15 protein-coding genes are annotated in these 24,369 nt (G+C 40.5%); 6 read left to right on the forward strand and 9 right to left on the reverse strand.

Features of this window, described 5'->3' with window-relative positions:
• The first annotated feature begins 115 nt into the window (after window positions 1-115).
• A complete protein-coding gene (gene rplY, locus L2735_RS00465) occupies window positions 116-403 on the forward strand; it encodes a 50S ribosomal protein L25 (RefSeq protein WP_248982847.1) in 288 nt (95 codons plus the stop codon).
• A 163-nt stretch (window positions 404-566) separates the two neighbouring features.
• On the opposite strand, the gene L2735_RS00470 is transcribed toward rplY, so the two are convergent.
• Window positions 567-4,553 (reverse strand): translocation/assembly module TamB domain-containing protein, encoded by a 3,987-nt coding sequence (locus tag L2735_RS00470; protein WP_248982848.1) that lies wholly within the window; start codon window positions 4,551-4,553, stop codon window positions 567-569.
• On the reverse strand, window positions 4,553-6,352 hold the full coding sequence (locus L2735_RS00475) for an autotransporter assembly complex protein TamA (RefSeq protein WP_248982849.1): 1,800 nt from the start codon (window positions 6,350-6,352) through the stop codon (window positions 4,553-4,555). The genes L2735_RS00470 and L2735_RS00475 overlap by 1 nt, the downstream gene beginning before the upstream one ends.
• A gap of 217 nt (window positions 6,353-6,569) precedes the next feature.
• Here L2735_RS00475 and L2735_RS00480 point away from each other — a divergent pair, with 217 nt between their 5' ends.
• The 3 genes from L2735_RS00480 to hrpA all read left to right on the forward strand — a co-directional run bounded on the left by L2735_RS00480 (window position 6,570) and on the right by hrpA (window position 12,492).
• Window positions 6,570-7,565: an isoaspartyl peptidase/L-asparaginase family protein gene (locus L2735_RS00480; RefSeq protein WP_248983027.1), complete on the forward strand. Its 996-nt coding sequence runs from the start codon at window positions 6,570-6,572 to the stop codon at window positions 7,563-7,565.
• Between the two features lie 518 nt (window positions 7,566-8,083).
• Window positions 8,084-8,500: a CBS domain-containing protein gene (locus L2735_RS00490; RefSeq protein ID WP_248982850.1), complete on the forward strand. Its 417-nt coding sequence runs from the start codon at window positions 8,084-8,086 to the stop codon at window positions 8,498-8,500.
• Between the two features lie 116 nt (window positions 8,501-8,616).
• Complete coding sequence (gene hrpA / locus L2735_RS00495; RefSeq protein ID WP_248982851.1) at window positions 8,617-12,492, forward strand: ATP-dependent RNA helicase HrpA; 3,876 nt, start codon at window positions 8,617-8,619, stop codon at window positions 12,490-12,492.
• 730 nt (window positions 12,493-13,222) lie between these two features.
• Here hrpA and L2735_RS00500 read toward each other — a convergent pair.
• The 3 genes from L2735_RS00500 to ackA form a co-directional block, all read right to left on the reverse strand.
• On the reverse strand, window positions 13,223-13,672 hold the full coding sequence (locus L2735_RS00500) for a hypothetical protein (protein ID WP_428848277.1): 450 nt from the start codon (window positions 13,670-13,672) through the stop codon (window positions 13,223-13,225).
• Between the two features lie 648 nt (window positions 13,673-14,320).
• Window positions 14,321-16,468, reverse strand: coding sequence for a phosphate acetyltransferase (gene pta / locus L2735_RS00505; RefSeq protein WP_248982853.1), 2,148 nt, complete (start codon window positions 16,466-16,468; stop codon window positions 14,321-14,323).
• 64 nt (window positions 16,469-16,532) lie between these two features.
• Complete coding sequence (ackA, locus tag L2735_RS00510) at window positions 16,533-17,732, reverse strand: acetate kinase (protein ID WP_248982854.1); 1,200 nt, start codon at window positions 17,730-17,732, stop codon at window positions 16,533-16,535.
• A 175-nt stretch (window positions 17,733-17,907) separates the two neighbouring features.
• On the opposite strand from ackA, the gene yfbV reads away from it, so the two are divergent.
• Entirely contained in the window at window positions 17,908-18,351 is a 444-nt protein-coding gene (gene yfbV / locus L2735_RS00515; RefSeq protein ID WP_248982855.1) for a terminus macrodomain insulation protein YfbV, read from the forward strand.
• A 10-nt stretch (window positions 18,352-18,361) separates the two neighbouring features.
• Here yfbV and pflA read toward each other — a convergent pair whose 3' ends face one another.
• Window positions 18,362-19,093, reverse strand: coding sequence for a pyruvate formate lyase 1-activating protein (gene pflA / locus L2735_RS00520; RefSeq protein ID WP_248982856.1), 732 nt, complete (start codon window positions 19,091-19,093; stop codon window positions 18,362-18,364).
• Window positions 19,094-19,159: 66 nt separating this feature from the next.
• On the reverse strand, window positions 19,160-21,442 hold the full coding sequence (gene pflB, locus L2735_RS00525) for a formate C-acetyltransferase (RefSeq protein WP_248982857.1): 2,283 nt from the start codon (window positions 21,440-21,442) through the stop codon (window positions 19,160-19,162).
• Window positions 21,443-22,055: 613 nt separating this feature from the next.
• Here pflB and focA point away from each other — a divergent pair.
• The gene (focA, locus tag L2735_RS00530) at window positions 22,056-23,000 is read left to right on the forward strand and encodes a formate transporter FocA (protein ID WP_248982858.1); all 945 of its coding nucleotides are present in this window, start codon (window positions 22,056-22,058) and stop codon (window positions 22,998-23,000) included.
• Between the two features lie 84 nt (window positions 23,001-23,084).
• Here focA and L2735_RS00535 read toward each other — a convergent pair whose 3' ends face one another.
• Window positions 23,085-23,939 (reverse strand): SDR family oxidoreductase, encoded by an 855-nt coding sequence (locus L2735_RS00535; protein WP_248982859.1) that lies wholly within the window; start codon window positions 23,937-23,939, stop codon window positions 23,085-23,087.
• A gap of 104 nt (window positions 23,940-24,043) precedes the next feature.
• A complete protein-coding gene (locus L2735_RS00540) occupies window positions 24,044-24,358 on the reverse strand; it encodes a DUF3861 domain-containing protein (RefSeq protein ID WP_248982860.1) in 315 nt (104 codons plus the stop codon).
• Between the last annotated feature and the right edge of the window lie 11 nt (window positions 24,359-24,369).

Here is a 24,369-nt window from a genome sequence, read left to right on the forward strand (position 1 = left end):
GTTTAATTATAGCGTTTAATTATAGCGTTTAATTAAATTGTCTATTAAATAAGCACGAGTTGTTATTGGTCGAAAATAACAACATCAATTTATTTTTTTATTAAGTGAGAAACACATGTCTTACACTATTCAAGCTGAAATCCGTACTGAAATCGGGAAAGGTTCGAGCCGCCGCCTACGTCATGCGAATTTAGTTCCTGCTGTAATCTACGGTCCAGGTAAAGAGCCAATTTCTGTTAAATTCGCTCAAAAAGATATCGTAAACATTCAATTGAATGACGATTTCTACACTACAGATTTAACTCTAGTTATCGATGGTAAAGAAGTTAAAGTACGTGTTCAAGCTATCCAACGTCACGCTTACAAGACGTTAGTTGAACATATTGACTTCAAATTTGCTTAATCGTTAATTTGAATGAAAAAAGCGCCTTTCGGCGCTTTTTTTATGTCTGAAGCTTAGCCATTTGAATGCAAGCTTAAGTGGGAGCCTCGTTCTATAGCCAAATTTAAATTTGAACAACTTATTGATTCTAGTTCAAGTGGAAATACTGTAATCAAAAGTAGGTTTAATCGACGTTAAAGCTGTAATAGATATCTAAAGATTGATTTAATGTTCCTGATACGGTTTCTAAATAGAGTTGCGATAAGATGTAATAGCGCACTGTCATTTCATACCCAGGGTTAAACACCCCAATACCATACTTCACCATTAGATCTTCTCCAATGTAGCCACTAATTGCCACACGACCTTCATCGTTGGCATCCAGTTGTACATTTGAAAAGCCAATCTTTTCGATTAATCCCGTTGCAGTCGATCCAATATTATTCATTGCTCCGCCACCAAATTGTGAGCCTAAGCTGAGAGCCGCTCCCATCATCAAAGCACTGTTTTGTTCATTATCTGAGTTATTAAAACCTGCGCCTGTGACGATGTAAGATAATATTTCTGCTTGTTCTTTGGCTGGATTAGAAAATAGGGTCACAATGGGGCGCATAGCTGTGCCTGTAACTCTGACTCCAGCAGTAAGATCTTCATCTTTGATTTCTTTTACAGCCTCAATGTTTAAGTTTGGTACTTCTGCAGGGCCTGAGAACTGCACTTCACCGGTACTGATGGTAAGTGTTTGTCCCATGAACTTATAGGTACCTTGGCTCACTTTGATATCACCAAACAGCAGAGGAGGTTTAAATGCTTGTTGTTGCAGTAATAATGTCCCGTTGAGCTTACCGCTTAAACCCATTCCATCAACCGATACGTCTGGTCCTACTGTTATGCTCAAGTCCGACACGAGTGCATAAGGACTGACACGCTGCTCTTGCGCAGAAATGGAATCATTAAATACCACATCAGATGAGACGGCAACACCACCTTCAGCAAGTTGCACAACGGTGATTTCACCCGATGGAATATCCACATTTCCTTTAACCGCAAGTTGGTTTTTATTAAAGGTGAGATTGATATCTGGGGATACATTTAAAATCGCAATCGGTGGTTGGATAAAGGCTAACTTGTCGCCCTTTATATCAATATCGCCACTGAAATTACCTTGTGGCCAAAATAGAGTGCCATTAAGTTGTGCTTGGCCGTCACCCATAGTCACATTGCCATCTAGCAATCCTTTTTGCCCGCTGAGTGCCATGGTGACATTGATATCATTTATCAAGGTCGGGTTGTTGGTGGTAGCAATTGCGGCATCAGCTAATGAAATACTACCTTTAGCGATTGGGTTGCTAAGGTTTCCAACGAGATCTAAATCAGCAGTAAATAAGCCTTCAAGGGTCTCAATATTTGGGAAAAAACCGAGGAAGTGGCTAAGGTTTAATTCATCTACATTGATGTTGCCTGATATTTCTCGACTTGGATCGGTGCTGACACTTATTTGACTGCTAATATTGGCAATTTCTTTTGCATCAACCAATAGGTTGGTATTGAGCTTTTTTTCATCCAGTAGAATGTTTAACTTGAGCAAGTCGTAATTGAGTTGAATAGCGTCATTGCTGGTACGCCTTAACTCAAACTGTCCTTTATCAAAATTGATTTCAGCGTTTGCTTGTAGTTTTTCTGTTTCAGACCAGTTTGCAGTTGCGGTGATATTGGATTCACCTACCCACGAAAATTTAGTCGGTAATAGTGGCTTAAATAAAATCCCTGGTGTGCCTTGCGCTGCAATACTGATATCGCCAGTTTTGCCAAAGTTTGCAGGCTTTTCTATACACAAATGATTATTGGGGTGGTTAATACAAAAAGGATTAATGCTGCCGAGGGTATTTTTTTGATCCCACTGGACTTCAACGACTTTGTCAGTGGACCAAGTACCCAGTTTGTTAGTTAAGGTTAGGGCGCTTATCTCTGCATCGAAGATTTGATCTTTGTCATCAAACTTATTGTCAATTATCGTATGAATCGCGAGTTCGCCTGCGGTATTAAACTCGAGCTGTTGTTGGTTTAAGTCCCCTGAGGCATTAATAAATAATTGTGACAAGTCGAGATCTTGCCAAGTGAATTTATCATTACTGACATCAAGCTTAAATTGATGATTGCTTAATGGTAAATAGTTGGCGGTTAGGTCGAGTCGTTCGACTTCCATATCTGCATATTCAAAATCAGTGACTTTGGCTGTGACATCGACAATCGGCTGTTGCTCATTACCAGTGACATCAATTTTGGCATAAATTGCCCCTGTTGAATCAGGAAGCCATTGGCTAAGATCTGGCACGGTAAGCTCAGCATCGACATCCCAAAACTTATTAGCTTGACCATTGACGATCAGTTCAGCACCTAAAGCGGTAGCATGTAAATTATCAGCATTCACAGCAAGTTGTTCATTGAACTCGATATTGCCGCTCATTGTGAGAGGAAATTCGTTTAAACTGCCAATGAGGTTAGCATCTGCGATTTGAATGTCCCAAGTATCATCCCCTATTATGCCTTGGGTAGATAATTGGCCGCTGATGTTACTTGCAAGTTCAGTGAGTTCATATAAGTAGCTGATTTTTTCTAATTGAAGTGTTTCGGTTTTTAGCTCAGCTTGCCAGCTAAATTCATCAGCAAAATTCAGTAAGCCGTTGCCCTTGATATTACCCGCTTCAGATTGAATATCTATGTGCGAAATAGTCAGTTTTTGCTGTTCAAAATTGACACTGGTGTCAACATCTAGTTGTGGATGAAATGGACTTAATAGCTTGGCTGTAAAAATTACAGATTGATTATCAATGTCCCCCTTACTGGTGAGTTTATCGATTTTAGCTAAGTACTCTGGTTTATTAAATGGCCACTTAAGATCTGCCTTGGTGACTTCTAAATGATAAGTCATTTCAGGCTTACTGAGGGCTACCAGCGCTTCAAAGTCGATATTGATATCGCCCGTAGCTGAAGCTTTAACCGCTAAGTCATTAAAGCCATTTTCTGCCTGTATCGACAATGTTTGGTTGGATAATTGGGGGATTTCAGCAACATTATGCAGATCAAACTCTGCATTAATCGTCATAGGGTAATCATCATGTAAACTGATGTCACCAATAAGCTGTGCGTCACCATATTGATGAGTGACGTCTAATTGTTGAATATCAATAAAATAATCAACGTAACTGCCTTTTAACGCTATATGGTCAAACTTATCTTCACGATCGCCTAATCGCATAAGACTATCGGTAGTGATCAGTTCATCGACATAGATGGGAAAGGTCATGTAAACCGCTGGCAAGTTTGCCATTGCCCATTCATCGAGTTCTTTTGTGTCTGTATTATCTTGGGTATCAGATTCATCCTCTGAATTGCCAAGCGGAATATCAACAAGTAAGTCTTTACTATGCAGATAACTGACGCGTAATCCACCTTTATTCCACAAAGCCTTACCTTGCAGACGCGATGCGTTGTAACGCATTTCATTGACACTAACTTTAACGTTAATTAAATCCAGCTCATTTAGCGCTATTATTACAGGTAAAATGAGTGGTGATGGTGTTTCATCTATTGCTTCAAGTTCAGTCTCTGCGGCATCTTTTGTTCCACTCTCACTCATACTTCCAACTTCACTTTTAACTTCATTTTCATGAACAGTGGATTGAACATCAGTGTGAGCGATGAGTGTTTCATCTAATGATTCATTAATTGAGTCATCATCAAACTCATCTGTTGCAACGCGGACTTTTACATCGCTGGCAATAAGAGAGTCGACACAAATTTGTTTGTTGAATAAACAAGTTGGAACCCAAGACACTGATAAATTCTCTAATTCAACAGCTACGCCATTCATCGACCAGCTGGCATAATTGAATTCTAAGTTTTTATTAATCGTGCCTGAGCGTAAATCAAGCTCAAGATTAGGTACAAATTGGTTGGCAAATAGTACGCTAATTTGTGCACCAAAAGGCGTACCGATTAGGACAGCCACTAAGATTAAGATGAGCAAAGGAATATAGATTAATACTCTGGTGGTAAGCTTAAAAGCGCGCCAGCATTGCATTAAAATCGACTTTGGCAGATTCGCTGTAGGGATATGGTCGTTAGTCGAATGTGTATTGTTATCTTGTGGGGAAGATTGTTCAGTCATTACAACTCTGTCCCCATAGTTAAGTGAATACGCCAAGAACGATCAATGGTTTCGGTTTCTTTTAAGCCCACACCAACATCAAGTTTAATCGGGCCGATGGGGGAAATCCAATGGATACCACTACCTACAGACACTATCGGTTCAAACTTTTCGGTATCAAATGCATTACCTGCATCAACAAAGGTGGCGACACGCCAAGTATCATTTAAGTAATATTGATATTCAAAGCTGCCTACTATCAAGTATCGTCCACCGACAACCTGACGAGAAATCCCACCTTCGGAGTTAACATACTCAATGTAGGGGCCGAGTTCTTGATAACCGTAACCACGAATCGATTGATCACCACCGGTAAAGTAACGAAGTGAAGGTGAAATTTGATCAATTTGGTCGCTATCGGCAATGTTAGCGCCTAAGTCTAAGCGGCTAACAAAGCGATGACGGTCAAAGAAAGTATCAATCCATTTAAACTTGGCTTCAAACTTGGTCAAGCGGATCTCAGAACCTAAATTCGGGTCGCCATATTCAACGCTGTATATTTGCCTAAACCCTGATTTAGGATCAAGGCTGTTATCACCACGGGTTGTTTTACCTATGCTGAAACCTGCTAATACAAAGGTTGGATCGTAATCGGTATCAGATTGATTATAAAATTCTTGATTAAACTCCAGTGAGTAGCCAAACAGCCAGCCGCTGTCTAATCTTTGTTGTCTAATCACCCCTAATAAACGTTTTTCTGACTCAAGCTGTCCAGTGTAATCATAGTTTCGGTCCGCTTCGTTATAGTCTTGTGTCACCCCGTATTTATCACGCAATAATCCGATACGAAGTTTAAGTTGATCGTCTAAAGGGTGGGACAAAGGAATGGTGTAAGTGGTTAAGAATTTAGGCCTGTCAGTAGACCACTCCAAGGTGGTTTCTTGCGTGTGACCATAGCTATTAATTTGCGGCATACGCCAAGTGAGTCTCACTCGAGGCTCAACGGTATTTTCCGCATTAGTACCAATGTCTGCACCTAAACCGACTTCAAAAGAGTGAGTCGGACGAGGGGCCAAATCAACTTTAATTGGCACTTCAGTGTCCGACATCCCATCGACTTGAGGTAGTACTTTGATGCTGCTGAAATACCCTGTGTCGATTAAGTTGCGGTTAAGGCGATTTAATCGTGAAGTGGAATATTTTGCATTTGGCTCGAAGGGGATAAGCTCTTCTAGTAAGTCGTCATTCACTGTTTGCCCTGAAAACACAACATCGCCGATTAAGTAACGGTTACCTGACTCAAAATCGATATGAATTTTCGCCGTATTAAGATCGCGGTTAATTTCTATTTCCGAGCGAGCAAATGTAGCATCAAAGTAACCCCTAGCTAATGCCAAGGTCACCAGTTGAGATTTTAAGTCTGAATACACGCCATGATTCAAGGTGTCACCAGGCTTAATGGTCAATTGATTCAACCATCGATTAAAACTGTTGTCGTCTATCATTTCATCACTGAATTTAATGTCGACCCACTCAATTATGGTCGGCTCACCTTCATCTATGGTGACGTTTAGCGTCCAAGGTCCTTTTTCTGCCTCGGTGACCTTAATATCCACTTTGGCATGATAATGCCCCATGGATTCTAATGCCGCAATGATATTCTCTTCAACGGTAAATAAGAATGCGCGGCGCTGGACTGCAGAGTTAGGGCTTTCACCAAGGTGAGCACGAATATTTTTGGTGAGCCTTTCAGAAGCCCCTGTAAGCTGGATATTTAGCCAATCATCTTTTTTTGCCCAAGCGAAATTTGATGCCAACAAAACGAAGGCAACGCAAGATATAAGGCAAAATTTAAACGATTTGGATAACAATGAATGAATGCTTATCAACGGCCAATTACTTATAACCTATTGTCGCCAGAATCGTGTAAACAGGCAAGGTTATGATTGAAATTACCGCCTGAAATGGTTACAAAGATACAAACCGATCAAGGACTTGCTTAAAATGAAAACAATATCGCTCGCTTTTGCTGTTTCAATGACTCTATTCTCAGGTTTGTCTTTTGCCAATAACGACAAACCATTTGCTATCGCCATACATGGTGGTGCTGGCACAATCAAACCGTCCAGCTTTACCCCTGAACAAGAAAAAGCGTATCGCGCTAAGTTAAAAGAAGCGGTAGATGCTGGTTATGTCGTGCTTGAAAAAGGCGGTTCTAGCTTAAAAGCAGTGACAACTGCAATCAATGTACTTGAAAATTCACCTTACTTTAATGCCGGTAAAGGCGCGGTTTACACTCACAATGAAGAGCATGAAATGGATGCATCAATCATGGATGGTAATACCATGAATGCTGGTGCTGTTGCAGGCGTTAAGCACATTAAAAACCCGATTGATTTAGCACGACTTGTTATGGATGAGTCAGTTCATGTGATGCTTTACGGACAAGGCGCTGAAGAGTTTGCGTTGACTCAAGGTGTGCCATTGGTTGCCAATGAAACCTTTAACACTCAAAAACGTTATGAAGGACTGCAACGCGCCAAAGCTAAAATGGCTGACGCTAAAAATAGTGCAGATTATCAAGCAGCGCACCAACAATTAGATACAGAATATAAAGTGGGCACAGTAGGGGCTGTTGCGCTTGATAAAAAAGGTAATATCAGCGCAGGTACCTCGACAGGAGGTATGACTAATAAGCGTTATGGTCGTATTGGTGATGCTCCCGTTATTGGCGCAGGAACCTATGCTGAAAATGGCGTGTGTGCAGTATCTGCAACAGGTCATGGTGAATACTTTATTCGTTATCAAGTTGCTGGCGATATTTGCGCTAAAGTGAAATATCAACAGAAATCAATTATTCAAGCCGCTGATGAAGTCATTAACCAACGTCTAATTACCGCTGGTGGCACTGGTGGGGTTATTGCGATAGATCACAGAGGCAATATTGCCACACCATTTAATACAGAAGGCATGTACCGCGCTACACGTAAAAGTGGTGAACCTGCACAAGTCATGATTTGGCGAGATAAGTAACGCTTGTTTGAGCTAACTGATAGAACTTAATCAGCTAGCACTTAAGTATATGTTAAAGCATCAGTTTTCTGATGCTTTTTTATTGAATCAAATATCTGTCGGGATAATGAGGCAAATTATTGGCTAAGAATCAACAAAGCGAATATCACAATCTATTAATTCAATCATCGCTTTATTAGGATTTTGACTACACTGAATAAGAAGACTAAAAATAATACTTATTAGGGTCTGTTGATCTTTCAAGGCTATTTTTGCAGTGAATTGTTGGCCATTTATACAAGGCAGAGACTTTGTGGTGTAGTTATTCTACATAAAAAGTCGATAACGCAGTAAAAATGGCCAACAAACGCAGCCCAAAGGGGTCGACTAAAAGCGTTTTACTCTTTGTTGGATGAATCTTGCTTAGATGACTAGGCATCAATCCATCCGCCTCAATTAAAACGCTTTTATTTCGAACAAAACTTAACCAGTAAAGTTCAGCAGACCCTAGCGTAGATGAAGTTCTTAAGGGGTAAATTATGGATTCAATTAAAATATCTGAATATATGGATCGCCAACCAGTGTTATTAAAAGCCAATATGTCACTGGCAACAGCGGTTGAGCATCTATTAACTAAGAGCAAAGCTGGGGCAGCAGTGGTCGATAATGACGGCTCGCTGGTGGGTTTTTTATCTCAACAAGATTGTTTGTCAGTGATGCTCAAAAGTAGTTATCACTGTGATATGACTGAAACCGTTAAAGATTGTATGAAGACTGATGTACTGACAGCAACGCCCGATGGCAGTATTTTACAGTTAGCTGAACAAATGCTCGGGGCAAAACCGAAAATTTATCCTGTGGTACAAGGGACTAAAGTTATTGGCACGATTAATCGTACCGATGTGCTAAAAGCGATGAATATCTATATGCAGCAGTGCTATTTAACCCCAGCTTAAGTTTTTGGGTTTAAACATAAGCTTAAGTTTACGCCTTTGTTTACTTCAAACTAATACCATTCAGTCTAGTTCCTTGCTAGGATCGCAGTTTTTGAAATACTTGCTAGGAATTAGATTTGAATTCGGACCAACACCCGCTCTCTAAAGCATACCTAAACTCTTGTTACCAAACCGATGCGGCTAGAATCCGTCGACGTTTGTATCAGTTAAATAAAGAGCCTCAGTCTGAAAAGAAAGATCAAGTCTTAGCCAAGTTAACCGAGCAAGCGACTCAAGCTTACGATAAAGCGCAATACAGACTGAATAATATTCCTCAAGTTACCTATCCTGATTCATTGCCTGTATCGCAAAAGCGCAACGATATTGCCTCTGCGATTGCGACTAATCAAGTGGTGATTGTGGCGGGTGAAACAGGCTCAGGTAAAACCACCCAATTACCAAAAATTTGCTTAGAGCTAGGTCTTGGCACACGTGGTTTAATCGGCCATACCCAACCTAGACGACTTGCTGCACGAAGCGTGGCAAGCCGTGTTGCTGATGAGTTAAATACTCCATTGGGCGAAGTTGTGGGCTTTAAAGTCCGTTTTGCAGATTCTATCAGTCAAGACAGTTACATTAAGCTAATGACCGACGGTATTTTACTGGCAGAGCTGACTTCTGATAAATTCTTAAATCAGTACGATGCCATTATTATCGATGAAGCCCATGAACGTAGCTTAAACATCGACTTTATTTTAGGTTACCTTAAACAAGTTCTTAAAAAACGCCCTGATTTAAAAGTGATTATTACCTCAGCAACCATTGATGTTGAGCGCTTTTCAAAACACTTTAACAATGCGCCTGTTATCGAAGTTTCCGGTCGTACTTTCCCTGTTGAAACTCGCTACCGCCCGCTGGTGCGTGATACCGATGCTGACTTAGATGTCAGTGATGGGATTTTCTCCGCTGTTGACGAGCTAATGGCTGAAGGCCCTGGCGACATATTGATTTTCATGAATGGTGAGCGTGAAATTCGTGATACCGCTGAAATGCTACGAAAGCAGAAGTATCGTGATACTGAAATTTTGCCTTTGTATGCGCGTCTATCATATGGCGAGCAGTCAAAGGTGTTTAAAAGCCATATTGGCCGCAGAATCGTGCTGGCAACCAATGTTGCTGAAACCTCACTAACTGTGCCTGGTATTCGTTATGTTATTGACCCTGGTACCGCGCGTATCAGTCGTTATAGTTATCGTACCAAAGTACAACGTTTACCGATTGAGCCTATTTCACAAGCCAGTGCAAATCAGCGTCAGGGTCGTTGTGGTCGTGTTGCTGCAGGTATTTGTATTCGTTTATATGACGAAACTGACTTTATTCAGCGTCCAGAGTTTACCGACCCTGAAATTCTACGTACTAATTTAGCCTCTGTTATTTTGCAGATGTTGGCCATTGGTTTAGGCGATATTGCTGGTTTCCCGTTTATTCAGCCGCCAGAGCAAAAACATATCCGTGATGGTTTTTTGTTGCTTGAAGAGCTACAAGCGGTTAAACAAAAACGCAAAGACTTAGTCCTAACAAACCTAGGCCGAAACTTAGCCAAAATTCCGTTAGATCCGCGCCTAGCCCGTATGGTGCTTGAAGCAAAAGACATGAGCTGTTTACACGAAGTGATGGTGATAGCCTCTGGCTTATCTATTCAAGATCCTCGTGAAAGACCAATTGAAAAGAAACAAGCTGCTGACGAATGTCATCGCCGTTATGCCGATAAAGATTCGGACTTTGTCAGTTGGGTTAATCTTTGGAATTACTTAAAAGATCAGAAAAGCGAGCTATCAGCTAGCCAGTTCAGAAAACAATGCCGTGAAGAATATTTAGCCTATTTACGGGTACGAGAATGGCAGGATTTATATACTCAAATTAAGCAAGCTGTGCACGACTTAAAGTGGCGTTTAAATGATTCACCAGCAAGCTACGACAATTTACACAAAGCCTTGTTGGCTGGTCTGTTAAGCCATATTGGTTTTAAAGATGCAAATAACGAGTACTTAGGCGCACGAAACCGTAAATTCTTTGTGTTTCCTGGCTCACCATTGGCCAAGAAGGGCCCTAAATGGATTATGGCGGCGGAGCTGACAGAAACCTCGCGTTTGTTTGCACGTTGCTGCGCCAAAATACAACCTGAATGGTTAGAGCCATTAGCGGCGCATTTGATTAAAAAGAATCATTTAGAGCCGCATTTTGAAGCTAAACCTGCCAGTGTTATCGCATTTGAAAACCAAGTGCTGTATGGATTGACTGTGGTAAATCGCCGCCGTGTGCAATACGGGCCAATAGATCCAGTTGAATCACGTGAAATCTTTATTCGCAGTGCATTGGCAGAAGGGCAGTTACAAACTAAAGAACCTTTCTTTATTAAAAACCAGCAACTGCTGAATGACATTGAATCGTTAGAGCATAAGTCACGTCGCCGCGATATTTTAGTGGACGAACAAGTCTTAGTTGATTTTTACGAGCCGCTAGTACCGCAAGGTATCTATAACGCGCCACTGTTTTTCAAATGGTGGAAAGAAGCGCGTAAACAACAGCCTGAGTTATTGGACTTCAATCAAGAGCTGTTAATGCAGCGCAGTGCTGATCATATCTCAGCGCTAGATTTCCCTGAAGTATGGCATAAGGCTAATTTAGGGCTGCAAGTGAGTTATCACTTTGAGCCAGCAGCTGTTGATGACGGTGTATCTATACACATTCCAGTGGCTTTGATTAACCAAATAGATACTGAAGATTTTGATTGGTTAGTGCCAGGGCTTAGAGAAGAAAAAGTAGTGGCGTTAATTAAGTCATTACCAAAAAACTTACGCCGTAATTTTGTGCCAGCCCCTGATTATGCTCGCGCTTGTGTACAAGCGATGGAGCCATTTTCAATGCCGCTGCTTGATGCAATGTGTAAGCAGTTACTTCGTATGACAGGTACTCGTATCAGCGGTGATGATTTCGATTTAACTCAGTTAAGCGCTCACTTAGCGATTAACTTTAAAATTGAAGATGATAAACATCGTCTTGTGGATCAAGGGCGAGATTTAGATACCCTTAAAGATAAGTTACAAGGCGTGGTGGCTAAAGCTATTCGTAACGTGGCAGAAGATGGTATTGAGAAAAAAGAAATCACCACTTGGTCATTTGGCGATTTACCTAAGCAATACCAAAAGCGTAAAGGCAATTACGAAGTTAAAGCGTATCCAGCATTAATTGATGAAAAGGACCAAGTATCGATTAAGTTGTTTGATGATGAGTTTGAAGCCGAGCGCCAACATCGTATTGGTTTACGTCGATTATTACTGATTAATATCCCATCTCCGGTGAAGCACTTACAAAAAGCGCTGCCAAATAAAGCTAAGCTTGCGATGTACTTTAATCCATTTGGGCAAGTACAGCTGTTAATTGATGACATTATTTCGGCCTCTGTTCAGCAATTGCTGGATGAGAAAAAGTTAGATGTCCGCAATGAAGCGCAATTTGAGCAAGCTAAAGATTGGCTAAGACAAGAGCTTAATACTTATGCTGAACAAATCTCTTTGCAAGTAGAGCAAGTGTTGACGATTTATCAACGTATTAAAAAGCGTTTAAAAGGTAAAATCAGTTTAGATATCGCCTTTGCAATGAGTGATATCAATAACCAACTTGATAAATTGGTGTTTAAAGGTTTTGTTGAGCATTGTGGTTGGAACCGATTAGCTGATGTGGGTCGTTATTTGAAAGCGATTGAAAACCGTTTAGATAAATTACCTGTTGATCCAACCCGCGACAGATTGCATATGCAAAGCATTGCTAAAGTGAGCGACTTACTTGCTTCTCAACTCGCTAAGGTTCCCAAGATGCAGCCTATTCCAGAGTCATTAGTTGAAGCGCGCTGGATGATAGAAGAGTATCGCGTTTCTTGTTTTGCTCAAGTGTTAGGTACGGCATATCCCATCTCTGAAAAGCGGATTGTGATGCATATAAATCAAGTGTAATTGTTCATCTCGGTCTTTTTACTAAGGAATTGGCTAAATAAAATAGACTAATAAAATTATAGCGAGTGATATCTATGACGATATCACTCGCTTTTTATTATCTTAAACAAATTGACTTATTGTAAGTAGATTGTTTGGTGAGATGCTTGAATGTGACATAAATATGCTGCATTCGTGATCTATCCTGTAAGACTTTCAGTTTTACCCTGCTAAAAAGCACTATAAAACGAGTTATTTACAAATATCACATACATTTCTGAAAGTTTTTTGTAATTATTGGTGGGATTGAAACTATTTGCTTGGTATAATCTCAACCAAGAAGTAATGATGGCTACTGCTTCTCTGTAAAGGAAAATGTCACCCCCTATATAATAGACATTCCTTACCCCCTGCAAAACGACCTTAGGTTGATAGGAGTTACTATGGAAGTTCATGAATACGAAAATGCTTATTATCAAGTAAAAGATGACGTTCTAGAGTCACTACCTACTGAAGAAGAATAAGTAGATTGAACTAATACTATTAGCTCTTTCTCAAGCATAAAAAAAGCAGCCTTAGCTGCTTTTTTTATGCTTGAAATTCGGGGCTATAATGGTATAGGTACTTTTTACAGTGAGATGAAGCCTCGATAACTGCAAAGCTAGACCAGTTTGTCTAGGTGACCAATATGCTTAGCTGACTAATACCCTTAAGCGCCTTAAATTGAATTACAGTTGAAGGGTGAATAATCTTATAGGTCAATACGGCCTTTCTCAGTTAACACTTCAACAATCGTCCAACGTTTACCATTTTTAACCAGTTTAATCGTGCGATCGTCAACCCAAGGACTACCGCCTCGTAATCCTTCAACCTTGACCTTTACATCAACCTCATCGGTAAACTTACGAAAGAAATCAATATCGATATCATCAATACTCATATTAACGTCGGTCATCGATAAGCCCAACACATGACGCTGCACAGCAGAGGCAATATGGTAATGGGACATAATATCTTGCAATTCAGGGCTCACGAATACCTTGGCTTGCTCTACATCACGATCGACATAGATGGCCTTAAAAAAGCCTATGGAAACTTGTTCAGGACTTAACGCTTTTTCTAGTCGGCCTTGCTGACTTTCTTCCGCTGGGCTACAAGCAGTCATAAGTAACACACTAAAGATGGCAAAAATTTTATGCATAATAGTTAGATTTTTTATGGTGATAGGGCAGTATCTCTATTTCATTGCATAGACACAAGTTTAGTAGTGTTATTTGCAGTTTTTGTATAAAGATCTTGACTAGAAATCGGACTCGTGGCATATCTTAATATAGAGTCTACAATTAGTTTATTAGTAGTGTTATTTAATATTCCGAGCTTGCTCCTAAAGTTTGGTGGATAACTTTGGGTTATCCACAAATTCTGTGGACAACTTTGTTGAATACTATTGGCCTTATTTATAAGTTGATGATATTTAATGATTAATAGTGCTGGTTAAAAAGTGACACCCCACATTTGTCTTGTGTAAATTTCTATTTTTATCTCAATGTTTCTGCTTTTTTCTTGTGTTTATCCCTTGCAATTCACTCAAAACTACTTTCTTAAAATCGATTATTAACACAGTTTAATAAGGTGATCTTAGTCTTAGTTTGTGGGAATGACTTTTTGTCGAATGACTTCAACCAGCTTTGATATGTCGTGTATAAATTGAGTGTTAGATTGGATTATTTATTTTGTCATCTATTTAGCTATTTATTTAGTTATGCCAAACGATAAACATAAAAAAAGCACTTTCACCTGTAGGTGAAAGTGCTTTTTAATTTCCTAAACTTCAGGAAAATAAGCTTAATTAAGACTGTTCATTTTGAGCTGCTTGAATTGCTGTTAATGCAATCGTGTAAACGATATCATCGACTAACGCGCCGCGTGATAAATCATTTACTGGCTTACGCATACCTTGCAGCATTGGACCAATACTGATGAGATCTGCACTTCGTTGAACAGCTTTGTATGTAGTATTACCTGTATTTAAATCAGGGAATACAAATACAGTCGCTTTACCCGCTACAGGGCTGTCTGGTGCTTTAGAGCGAGCTACGTTTTCCATAACCGCAGCATCATACTGCAAAGGACCATCAATAACTAAGTCAGGACGTTTCTCTTTAGCAATACGTGTTGCTTCACGTACTTTATCAACATCAGAACCTGTACCAGAAGTACCCGTAGAGTAACTGATCATCGCAACACGTGGCTCAATACCAAATGCAGCAGCTGATTCAGCTGATTGAATCGCGATATCAGCAAGTTGATCAGGGTTAGGATCTGGGTTAATTGCACAATCTCCATATACCAGTACTTGATCAGGCATCAACATAAAGAAGATTGAAGAGACTAAGCTTGAACCCGGAGCCGTTTTAATTAACTGTAGCGGAGGACGAATCGTATTTGCTGTGGTGTTTACAGCGCCAGATACAATGCCGTCGACTTCGTCTTGGGCAAGCATCATGGTACCTAATACCATGTTGTCTTCGAGCTGCTCTTTTGCAACGACTTCAGTTAAGCCTTTATGACGACGTAAATCTAGCATGCCTTCAACATATCGACCACGCGCTTGCAGTGGGTCAATAATTTGAACGCCTTCACCTAAGATAACATCTTGTGATGCTGCGATACGTTGGATTTCTTCAACGTTACCCAGTAGCACACAACGAGCGATACCACGGTCAGCACAAATAGAAGCCGCTTTAATGGTTCTTGGCTCTTCACCTTCAGGTAATACAATGGTTTTCTTCGCTGCGCGAGCAAGCTCAGTCAGTTTGTATCTGAATGCTGGTGGCGATAAACGATGCTCACGAGGTGAGTTTTGGGTCACGCTTTCAATCCAGCTTTGGTCGATATGACTCGCTACATACTCTTGAACGCTATCAATACGAACTGAATCATCAACAGGAACTTCATGGTCAAAACGTTGGATATTTAACGAGGTTTGCCAAGTGTTACTGTCGATTAAGAATACAGGTAAGCCTGTTTCAAAAGCACGTTCACATAAAGCCATGATTTCAGGCTCAGGCTCGTAACCACCTGTTAGTAACAAGGCACCAATTTTTACACCGTTCATTGCAGCAAGACAGGCTGAAACAATCACGTCTGAGCGATCGCCAGAAGTCACTAGCAGAGAGTTAGTGCGAATATGAGTGACCATATTGGGAATACTGCGAGCACAGAAAGTCACTTTACGTAAACGACGAGTGTGCATTTCACCGGCATTAATGATTTTAGCGTTTAAGTGCTTAGCTAAATCAGATGCGCGAGGTGATACTAAATCTAGGTTATAAGGCACACTACCTAAAATACGCAGCGGGCTTTTGCCTGGAAGTTGGAACATCGCAGAGGTATCGTTGGTCGATGCTTCAGCATGATCAAATACTTCTGATAAATCAGGGCGAGCACGACCTTCATCGTCAACAGGTGCGCCAATCTTATTGATGATTGAACCAATAAGACGTTTGTTCTTATGACCACCCCAAGAGTTGTAAGCAATTTCTAAGCGGTTCATTAAACCGTTAGGAGTATCGTTACCTGGCGTTGCAATGAAAATCACATCAGCATCAAGTGCTTTAGCTATTTCAAAGTTGATGTCGTCAGAGAAAGGGTGATTACGAGTAGGCACTAAACCTTCAATAACGATGGTTTCAGTGTTAGCTGCACATTCGCTAGCACGAGCAATAATTTGCTCCATTAGCACGTCAATTTGCTCAGAACGAATCAAGTTTTCAGCATGTTCCATTGAAAATGGTTCAAGCGGATTAACCGTCGGCGAATGACTTAAAATTGTCGTTGAACGTTCAGGGCCGTTATCGCCATTGCGAATTTGTGCAATAGGTTTAAAGAATTGTACTTTAACGCCTTTGCGTTCAAGTGCGCGTACCATCCCAAGACTCAATGAGGTTAAACCTACACCGGTTCCAATTGGGATTAACATAATATTACGAGACATAAAGACCTCTATAAATAGCGTAAATAAAGCCCGCTGTGCAGGCTTTATATATGGGCAATGGTGATTAAGCTTTGATTAACTTAATTGCATCTTCAGCGATAACCCACTCTTCATTCGTTGGGATAACCATCGCCACAGTGCTGCCTTCTTCGGTGATCACGCCGTCTTTACCAAAACGTGCCGCTAGGTTTTTCTCTTCATTAACATTGAAGTTAAAGATAGCTAGCATTTCGAGTACTTTTGCGCGGATGATGTCAGAGTTCTCGCCGATACCGCCAGTGAATACCACGGCGTCTAAACGCCCTAACGGTACAGTGTAAGAGGCGATATATTTTGCCAAACGGTAGCAGAAGATTTCTAATGCTAATGTCGCGCCTTTATGGCCATCTTTATAACCGTCTTCAATACCACGGCAGTCATTGGTTAATTCAGAAATACCTAATAATCCGCTTTGCTTATTGAGTAGGTTATTTACCTCATCAATGGTGTAACCAAGTTGATTAACTAAGTGGTAGATGATTGAAGGGTCCATGTCGCCACAGCGAGTACCCATAACCAAACCTTCAAGTGGTGTTAAGCCCATTGAAGTGTCAACACTCTTACCACCTTTAACCGCAGTGACAGACGCGCCATTACCTAAATGAGCCACAATAACGTTTGTATCAGCGACTTCTTGGTTCAACACTTTTGCTGCTTCACGGCTTACAAATAAGTGACTTGTACCGTGCATTCCGTAGCGACGGATACCGTGCTCGCGGTATAGCTTGTAAGGTAAGGCGTATATGTAAGCATGCTCAGGCATTGTTTGGTGGAATGCTGTATCAAAAACAGCAACCTGTGGCAGAGAAGGGAATGATGCTATGGCCGCACGAATACCAATTAAATGCGCTGGGTTATGAAGTGGCGCTAGTGAAGCACAATCTTCAATACCACTGATCACGTCTTCATTAATGATCACTGAGCGAGAGTATTTCTCACCACCATGAACAATACGATGACCAATTGCTTGGATTTGCGCCGCTAATTCTGGCTGGTCAGCAAGAATATTGTTAACTATGTATTCAACAGCTTCACGGTGAGCGGTAAATGCGCCTAATTTGGCTTCATTTTTTGCGCCGTTAACTTTCCATTTGATGCGTGAATCTTCTAAACCGAAGCATTCAGCAAGTCCTGATATGTGATCATCACCTGAAACAGCATCAATTACAGCGAATTTTAAAGAAGAGCTACCGCAGTTGAGTACTAGTACGAGTTTTTCTGACATGTTGAGACCTTTTAGTCTGATCGAGCAAAATTTAAATTGACGTGAAATGTGTTATTTCAACTATCAATCATAGTTAATTAATTACTAAACAACCGATAAATTTACCGTAAATTTGGGGCTAATTATCGCTGTGTGCTATGGTGCATATATACTTCAAATCTTATAGGGCGTAACGTTGAGCGTAAAAGTCTTCAAAATCATAGGTGATGGTCGGCGTTATATGAAAGCTTGGCCTATGGTTCGACAACTTGGGTTTTATTTCCCTGAATACCGCGTTGTTAGGGCAACCCATTTAGGCATTTTGTTTATGCCGTTTTTCGCAATCTTGGCAGCAATTAGTCAAGTGTATGTCAATGGCTGGGCGTTTTTACCTCAGGCTATTGCGATACTACTATTCTTTATCAGCTTGCCTATTCAGGGTTTACTATGGCTGGGTATACGCGCTAAACACCCTTTACCAATAACTCTATTTGATTGGACTAATCAGCTCACCACTAAAATGAGTTCCATGGGCATAACCTGCCAACCTCTAGGGGCTAAAGCGTGTTATTTAGATATGGCACTTATATTAAAAATGGCGTTTGAACGTTTGGATAAAAGTTACTGGGAACAGCTTTAATAAGCTGTTTTTAATAGTCTGCTTTTATGCCACGTTCTGTGAATACCGCTTTAATGGCATCCATTGTGTCTTTGCTTGGTGGTTTAGTGTCGGTTAACGAGTATGTTTCGCCAAACGCTTCCCACTTGTGAGTGCCTAACTGGTGATAAGGTAGTAACTCTACCTTTTCAACATTCTTCATTGGTTCAATAAAGTCTGCTAATGCTTTGGCTGATGCAAGATCTTCAGTAAAACCGTCTACGACAACATATCTTACCCAAGTCTTTTGGTTTCGCTTTGCCAAGTACTCGGCAAATTGAAGCGTACGTTGATTACTGACCTTGGTTAAATCGATGTGCTTAGCATCATCCATTTGTTTAATGTCGAGTAACACTAAATCGGTATTGTCGAGTAATTCGTCAATGACTGGCGTGTATTTACGCACAAAACCATTAGTGTCTAGGCAAGTATGTAAATCATTTTCTTTGCAGGCTTTAAAAAGCTCTGAGACAAACTCAGCTTGAAGAATGGCTTCTCCACCGGTTGCTGTCACTCCACCGGACTTTAGGAAAGGTTTGTAACCGATGATTTGGCTCATGAGCTCATCGACTGTTACTTCTTTACCGCCGTCTAAATCCCAAGTATCACGGTTATGGCAATACTGGCATTTCATTAAACAACCCTGCATAAACGCGACATAGCGAATGCCAGGGCCGTCAACGGTTCCAAAGGATTCAATAGAGTGGATACGACCTGTGGTCATGGGCTCTCCAAACAAGCAAAAAAAAAAGGTTGTACTAAATATTAGTACAACCAATTTTAAGAATTATTACAAGCCTTTAGTGAAAGTACGTGTAATTACATCTTGTTGCTGTTCAGCTGTTAGTGCATTGAAACGTACAGCGTAACCTGATACTCGGATGGTTAATTGTGGGTACTTTTCAGGGTTCACAATTGCATCTTCAAGCATTTCACGGTTCATCACGTTCACGTTTAAGTGCTGACCACCTTCGCTATTAGCGTTACTCATGAAGTAACCGTCCATTAGCGATGCAAGGTTAGCACGGCGACCTGTCTCATCTTTACCTAGTGCGTTTGGCACGATAGAGAAAGTGTAAGAGATACCGTCTTGTGCGTGAGCAAAAGGCAGTTTTGCTACTGATGTCAATGATGCAATTGCACCGTTTTCATCACGACCATGCATTGGGTTAGCACCTGGAGCAAATGGCGCGCCAGCTGGACGACCATCAGGAGTTGTACCTGTTTTCTTACCGTATACAACGTTAGATGTAATGGTCAAGATTGACTGTGTTGGAATTGCATTGCGGTACATTTTCTTAGTACGGATCTTAGCCATGAAACGCTCAACTAAGTCACAAGCAATATCATCTACACGTGGGTCATTGTTACCAAATTTCGGGTAGTCACCTGAAATATCAAAGTCGATTGCAATACCGTCTTCATCACGGATAGGCTTAACTGTACCGAATTTAATTGCTGATAATGAATCAGCAGCAATTGAAAGACCCGCAATACCACATGCCATAGTACGACGAACATCACGGTCATGAAGTGCCATTAACGCAGCTTCATAAGAGTACTTATCGTGCATGTAATGGATAGAGTTAAGTGCAGTCACATATTGTGTTGCTAACCAATCCATTAAGCCGTCTAAACGACCCATTACATCATCAAAATCTAAAACGTCAGCAGTAATTTTGTCGGCTTTAGGGCCTACTTGGATTTTCAGTTTCTCGTCCACACCGCCATTGATAGCGTAAAGCATGGTTTTAGCTAAGTTAGCGCGAGCACCGAAGAACTGCATGTGTTTACCCACAATCATTGGGCTTACACAACAAGCAATGGCGTAATCGTCAGATTCGAAATCAGGACGCATTAAATCATCGTTTTCATACTGGATAGAACTAGTATCGATAGATACTTTGGCACAGAAGTTTTTGAAACCTTGTGGTAATTCGTTCGACCATAAAACAGTGATGTTTGGCTCAGGGCTAGGGCCCATGTTGTATAAAGTGTGTAAGAAACGGAAGCTGTTCTTAGTCACTAAAGTACGGCCATCTAAACCCATACCAGCAACAGATTCAGTTGCCCAGATTGGGTCGCCAGAGAATAACTCATCGTATTCTGGAGTACGTAGGAAACGAACCATACGTAGTTTCATCACGAAATGGTCAACCATTTCTTGTGCTTGTTCTTCAGTTAATACACCGTTAGCGATATCACGTTCGATGAAGATATCAAGGAATGATGAAGTACGACCTAATGACATTGCTGCGCCGTTTTGGCTTTTAACTGCAGCAAGGTAACCAAAGTATGTCCATTGAATCGCTTCTTTTGCATTCGTTGCTGGTAGAGAAATATCACAGCCGTATTTAGCTGCCATTTTCTTCATTTGACCTAAAGCGCGATGCTGCTCTGCAATTTCTTCACGAAGCTGCATTGTGCTTGATAAATCTTCACCTGCTTCAAAACCCGCTTGAAGTGAAGAGAACTGAGCGAACTTGTCTTTCATTAGGTAATCGACACCGTAAAGTGCGATACGACGGTAATCACCAATAATACGACCACGACCGTATGCATCAGGTAAGCCGGTTAAAATACCAGACTTACGACAAGCCATGATTTCAGGCGTGTAAATATCAAATACGCCTTGGTTATGGGTTTTACGTAATTCAGAGTAAGTGTATTTTACGTCTTCATCTAATACGCGGTCGTATGCTTTACAAGAACCTTCAACCATACGAATACCACCATTAGGTAGCATTGCACGTTTAAGTGGCGCATCAGTTTGTAAACCAACGATGGTTTCTAAATCTTTGTTGATATAGCCAGCATCGTGAGAAGTAATGGTAGAAACTATTTTTGTGTCGAAATCAACAGGAGCGTGAGTGCTGTTCTCTTGCTTGATACCGACCATCACTTTTTCCCAAAGTGTTTCAGTCGCTTGAGTTGCACCAGCTAGAAAAGATTCATCACCTTCATAAGGTGTGTAGTTCTTTTGAATAAAGTCACGAACATTAACTTCAGTTTTCCAATCGCCAGCTTCAAAACCTTGCCAAGCGTTTGCAAATAATTCTGTTTTATCGGTCATGGTAATTACCTTCTCGTTAATTGACTGTTGATGTGCCACACAATGGTAGTTGATAACTGTTACAACCAAGTTGGCATATCAAAAAATTGAGACCCTTAATAATGGATAATGACTAAGGCATCTAATCTGTGCGTTAACCCACTAATATTTTTACTGAGTTAACTAAAATTCTTATAAATCTAAATTGGTAAGACCAATTTACCCAAAGAATATTAGCATAGGTTTTATCCAACTTCACTTAATTAAATCAAAATCGAATAAGATATGGACAAAAATGTTATCTGGCTAACACTTTTTGAGCAAAAAGTTTTTTATTCAATCATTAGTGACTACTCTTGCGGCTTGTTGTTGGCTAGCTTTGTGTCGCTTTCTTATCACCAGCTAGCTTTGCTATACTGTTTTATAGCATCTTTTAGATAAGCCGATCATTTATTAGTGAAAGCTTTACTTTTAAAAGCAGCTTCATTACCAAACTCACATAAGTATTCTTGGTATTACCAATTTATTTGTATGATTAAATGGTGGCGTTAAATGCGGTTAAGTTTGCTATAACGAGTCACGCTGTTTATTCGCTTTGTTAGTTCTATTTAGTTTTAAAAGATTTGAGGTTTTTATGCAGAAATTAACCGGTGAAGAACGCCAAAAATCGGCAGATTCAACGACCGAGTTAACAAATAAGCCGTCAGAGCCGACGACTTATGAACAAGCAGAAAAGTTTGGTTTAGCTAAGGTGGCCAAAAGCCCTTGGCAATCTTTCATCTTATCGATATTTGCCGGTGCTTTTATTGCTATCGCATTTGTATTTTATGTCACGGTAACCACTGGCAGCACCAGCGGTTGGGGAATGACGCGCTTTATTGGCGGTATTGCATTCAGCTTAGGACTGATTTTAGTGGTAGTTTGTGGCGCTGAGTTATTTACTAGCACTGTACTAACTTCAATTCCTTGGGCGCAAAAACAGATAAAAACTGCAACGCAGCTACAATGCTGGGCAAGGGTTTATAGTGGTAACTTACTTGGTGCACTTATTATGGTGTTGCTGATTATGTCGTCACGTATGTTCGAGTTAAACAGCGGGCAGTGGGGGCTTAATGCACTTAATATTGCCCAGCACAAAATTCACCATACTTGGGGGCAGGCATTCACCTTGGGTATCTTATGTAATATGTTGGTTTGTCTTGCTGTGTGGATGACGTTTGCAACTAAAGATTTATTAACTAAATCTTTTTTAATGATATTACCTGTAGCGATGTTTGTGAGTAGTGGCTTTGAGCATAGTATTGCGAATATGTTTATGGTGCCTTTGGGAGTTGCGATACATTCTTTTGCGCCAGAAAGCTTTTATCTTGCGTTGAATATTAACCCTCAGCAATATGCCGACTTAACCTTAGTCAATTTTGTATTTAACAATCTCATTCCGGTGACATTAGGCAATATTGTCGGCGGCGGGGTGTTTGTCGGTTTAGGGTTCTGGCTTGTTGAGCAAGGTAAATTAACTATAGGTTCAGAAGGTGCCAGCAATGCATCACTAGTGACTAAAGCTGAGCAAAAAGATTGATTGTGAAGTAATTTTCTTAAGTGACTTAAATATATAAAAGCCCAGTAAATACTGGGCTTTGTGCTATCTAGAACAAGTCGAATGTTATTTAGTATGGTTTTTTAAATCAGTAAAGTACTCGTCCCAACTAATATGTGCTCTGCCTGCCGCTTGTACAAAGTGACTTGGGTTATTTGCTTTACCTTCTTGGATCCCTTGATAAATTCCCGCAATCACAGTACCGATAAAATCACCTAATTCAGCAGTTCTATCTTGCTGATATTCTTCAACCGTCATGGGTTTATAAGTCAATTCGGTATCAAAGGCTTGATTCATATAGTCAGCCAATTGATATTGAGTGAGTGCTTCGCCATGGAGGTTATAAGTTTGGCCGTTATGCTTATCATTGGTGAGCATGCACGCATAGGCGAAGCCCAGCTCACTTCTAGTGGTATAGCCGCATTTACCATCATTCGCACAATTAGTAATAAAGCCTAATTTTTTATAACTGTCGATGTATTCAATATCCGGCTCTATATAGATTCCATTACGGCCAATGACCCAATCTAAGCCACTATCTCTAACATCTTGCTCTGTTTGGCGGTTACTTTGAATAACAGGGGAGAAGGCGGTATTTTCCTCAGCGCCTTGAACACTGGTGTAAACAATTTTTCTCACACCGGCTTTTTTTGCCGCTTCAATGACATTGCGATGTTGACCTATTCGCTTATCTGGTGCATCCATGCCCGACACTAGTAACAAAACATCAATCGCTTGTAGAGATTGCTCTAAGTGTGATGGCTCATTGTAATCGCCAGGGCGAACCTCAACATTCAAGTGCTTTGCATTTTCAGGTGTGCGCGCTAAGGCAATGATGTTTTCTTTGGGCGTTATTTTTAATAGTGCTTTGACAATGGCGGTACCAAGTTGACCACTTGCTGCAGTAATAGCGATATTCATTCAATGACTCCTAAGGATCTACATATTGACTTAGATCTGACTTTCAAAGGGTGAATTACAAAAGGTGACTTACAAAAAGGTGTTTTATAAGTACCTATTTAACTTTACTTATTTAATGTACTTTTGACCGTGCTTTTAAGGTTTTGCATAAATGATTTAAAATGAGGCATAAACTCCACAAATAATGGGTGCTTACGATTCTCCATCATTACAGGCCCTAATAGCCTAAGCGCAACAGCAACTTTAGTCGCTAATGATGGTTCAAGCCCGCTTCCTTTTTGCAAATTGTCGACCACGTTAAATAGGTCTTCTCTATCTTGTAATTCAAAATCTAATGTTTTGCCAGTTTGTTGTTCTGGTAAGTTAATTTCTTCAACTGTTATGCGGTAGCTATGACCTTTACGGATAATTGTATTCATAATTAATACCT

The organism is Shewanella olleyana (genome assembly GCF_023283825.1).
Classification (GTDB): Bacteria; Pseudomonadota; Gammaproteobacteria; order Enterobacterales; family Shewanellaceae; genus Shewanella; species Shewanella olleyana.

Excerpts from the sequence above, each read along its gene's own strand:
- rplY (WP_248982847.1), top strand. The coding sequence starts at position 116 with ATGTCTTACACTATTCAAGCTGAAATCCGTACTGAAATCGGGAAAGGT.
- L2735_RS00470 (WP_248982848.1), bottom strand. The coding sequence starts at position 4,553 with ATGACTGAACAATCTTCCCCACAAGATAACAATACACATTCGACTAAC.
- L2735_RS00480 (WP_248983027.1), top strand. The coding sequence starts at position 6,570 with ATGACTCTATTCTCAGGTTTGTCTTTTGCCAATAACGACAAACCATTT.
- L2735_RS00490 (WP_248982850.1), top strand. The coding sequence starts at position 8,084 with ATGGATTCAATTAAAATATCTGAATATATGGATCGCCAACCAGTGTTA.
- L2735_RS00500 (WP_428848277.1), bottom strand. The coding sequence starts at position 13,672 with ATGCATAAAATTTTTGCCATCTTTAGTGTGTTACTTATGACTGCTTGT.
- pta (WP_248982853.1), bottom strand. The coding sequence starts at position 16,468 with ATGTCTCGTAATATTATGTTAATCCCAATTGGAACCGGTGTAGGTTTA.
- ackA (WP_248982854.1), bottom strand. The coding sequence starts at position 17,732 with ATGTCAGAAAAACTCGTACTAGTACTCAACTGCGGTAGCTCTTCTTTA.
- pflA (WP_248982856.1), bottom strand. The coding sequence starts at position 19,093 with ATGACCACAGGTCGTATCCACTCTATTGAATCCTTTGGAACCGTTGAC.
- pflB (WP_248982857.1), bottom strand. The coding sequence starts at position 21,442 with ATGACCGATAAAACAGAATTATTTGCAAACGCTTGGCAAGGTTTTGAA.
- focA (WP_248982858.1), top strand. The coding sequence starts at position 22,056 with ATGCAGAAATTAACCGGTGAAGAACGCCAAAAATCGGCAGATTCAACG.
- L2735_RS00535 (WP_248982859.1), bottom strand. The coding sequence starts at position 23,939 with ATGAATATCGCTATTACTGCAGCAAGTGGTCAACTTGGTACCGCCATT.
- L2735_RS00540 (WP_248982860.1), bottom strand. The coding sequence starts at position 24,358 with ATGAATACAATTATCCGTAAAGGTCATAGCTACCGCATAACAGTTGAA.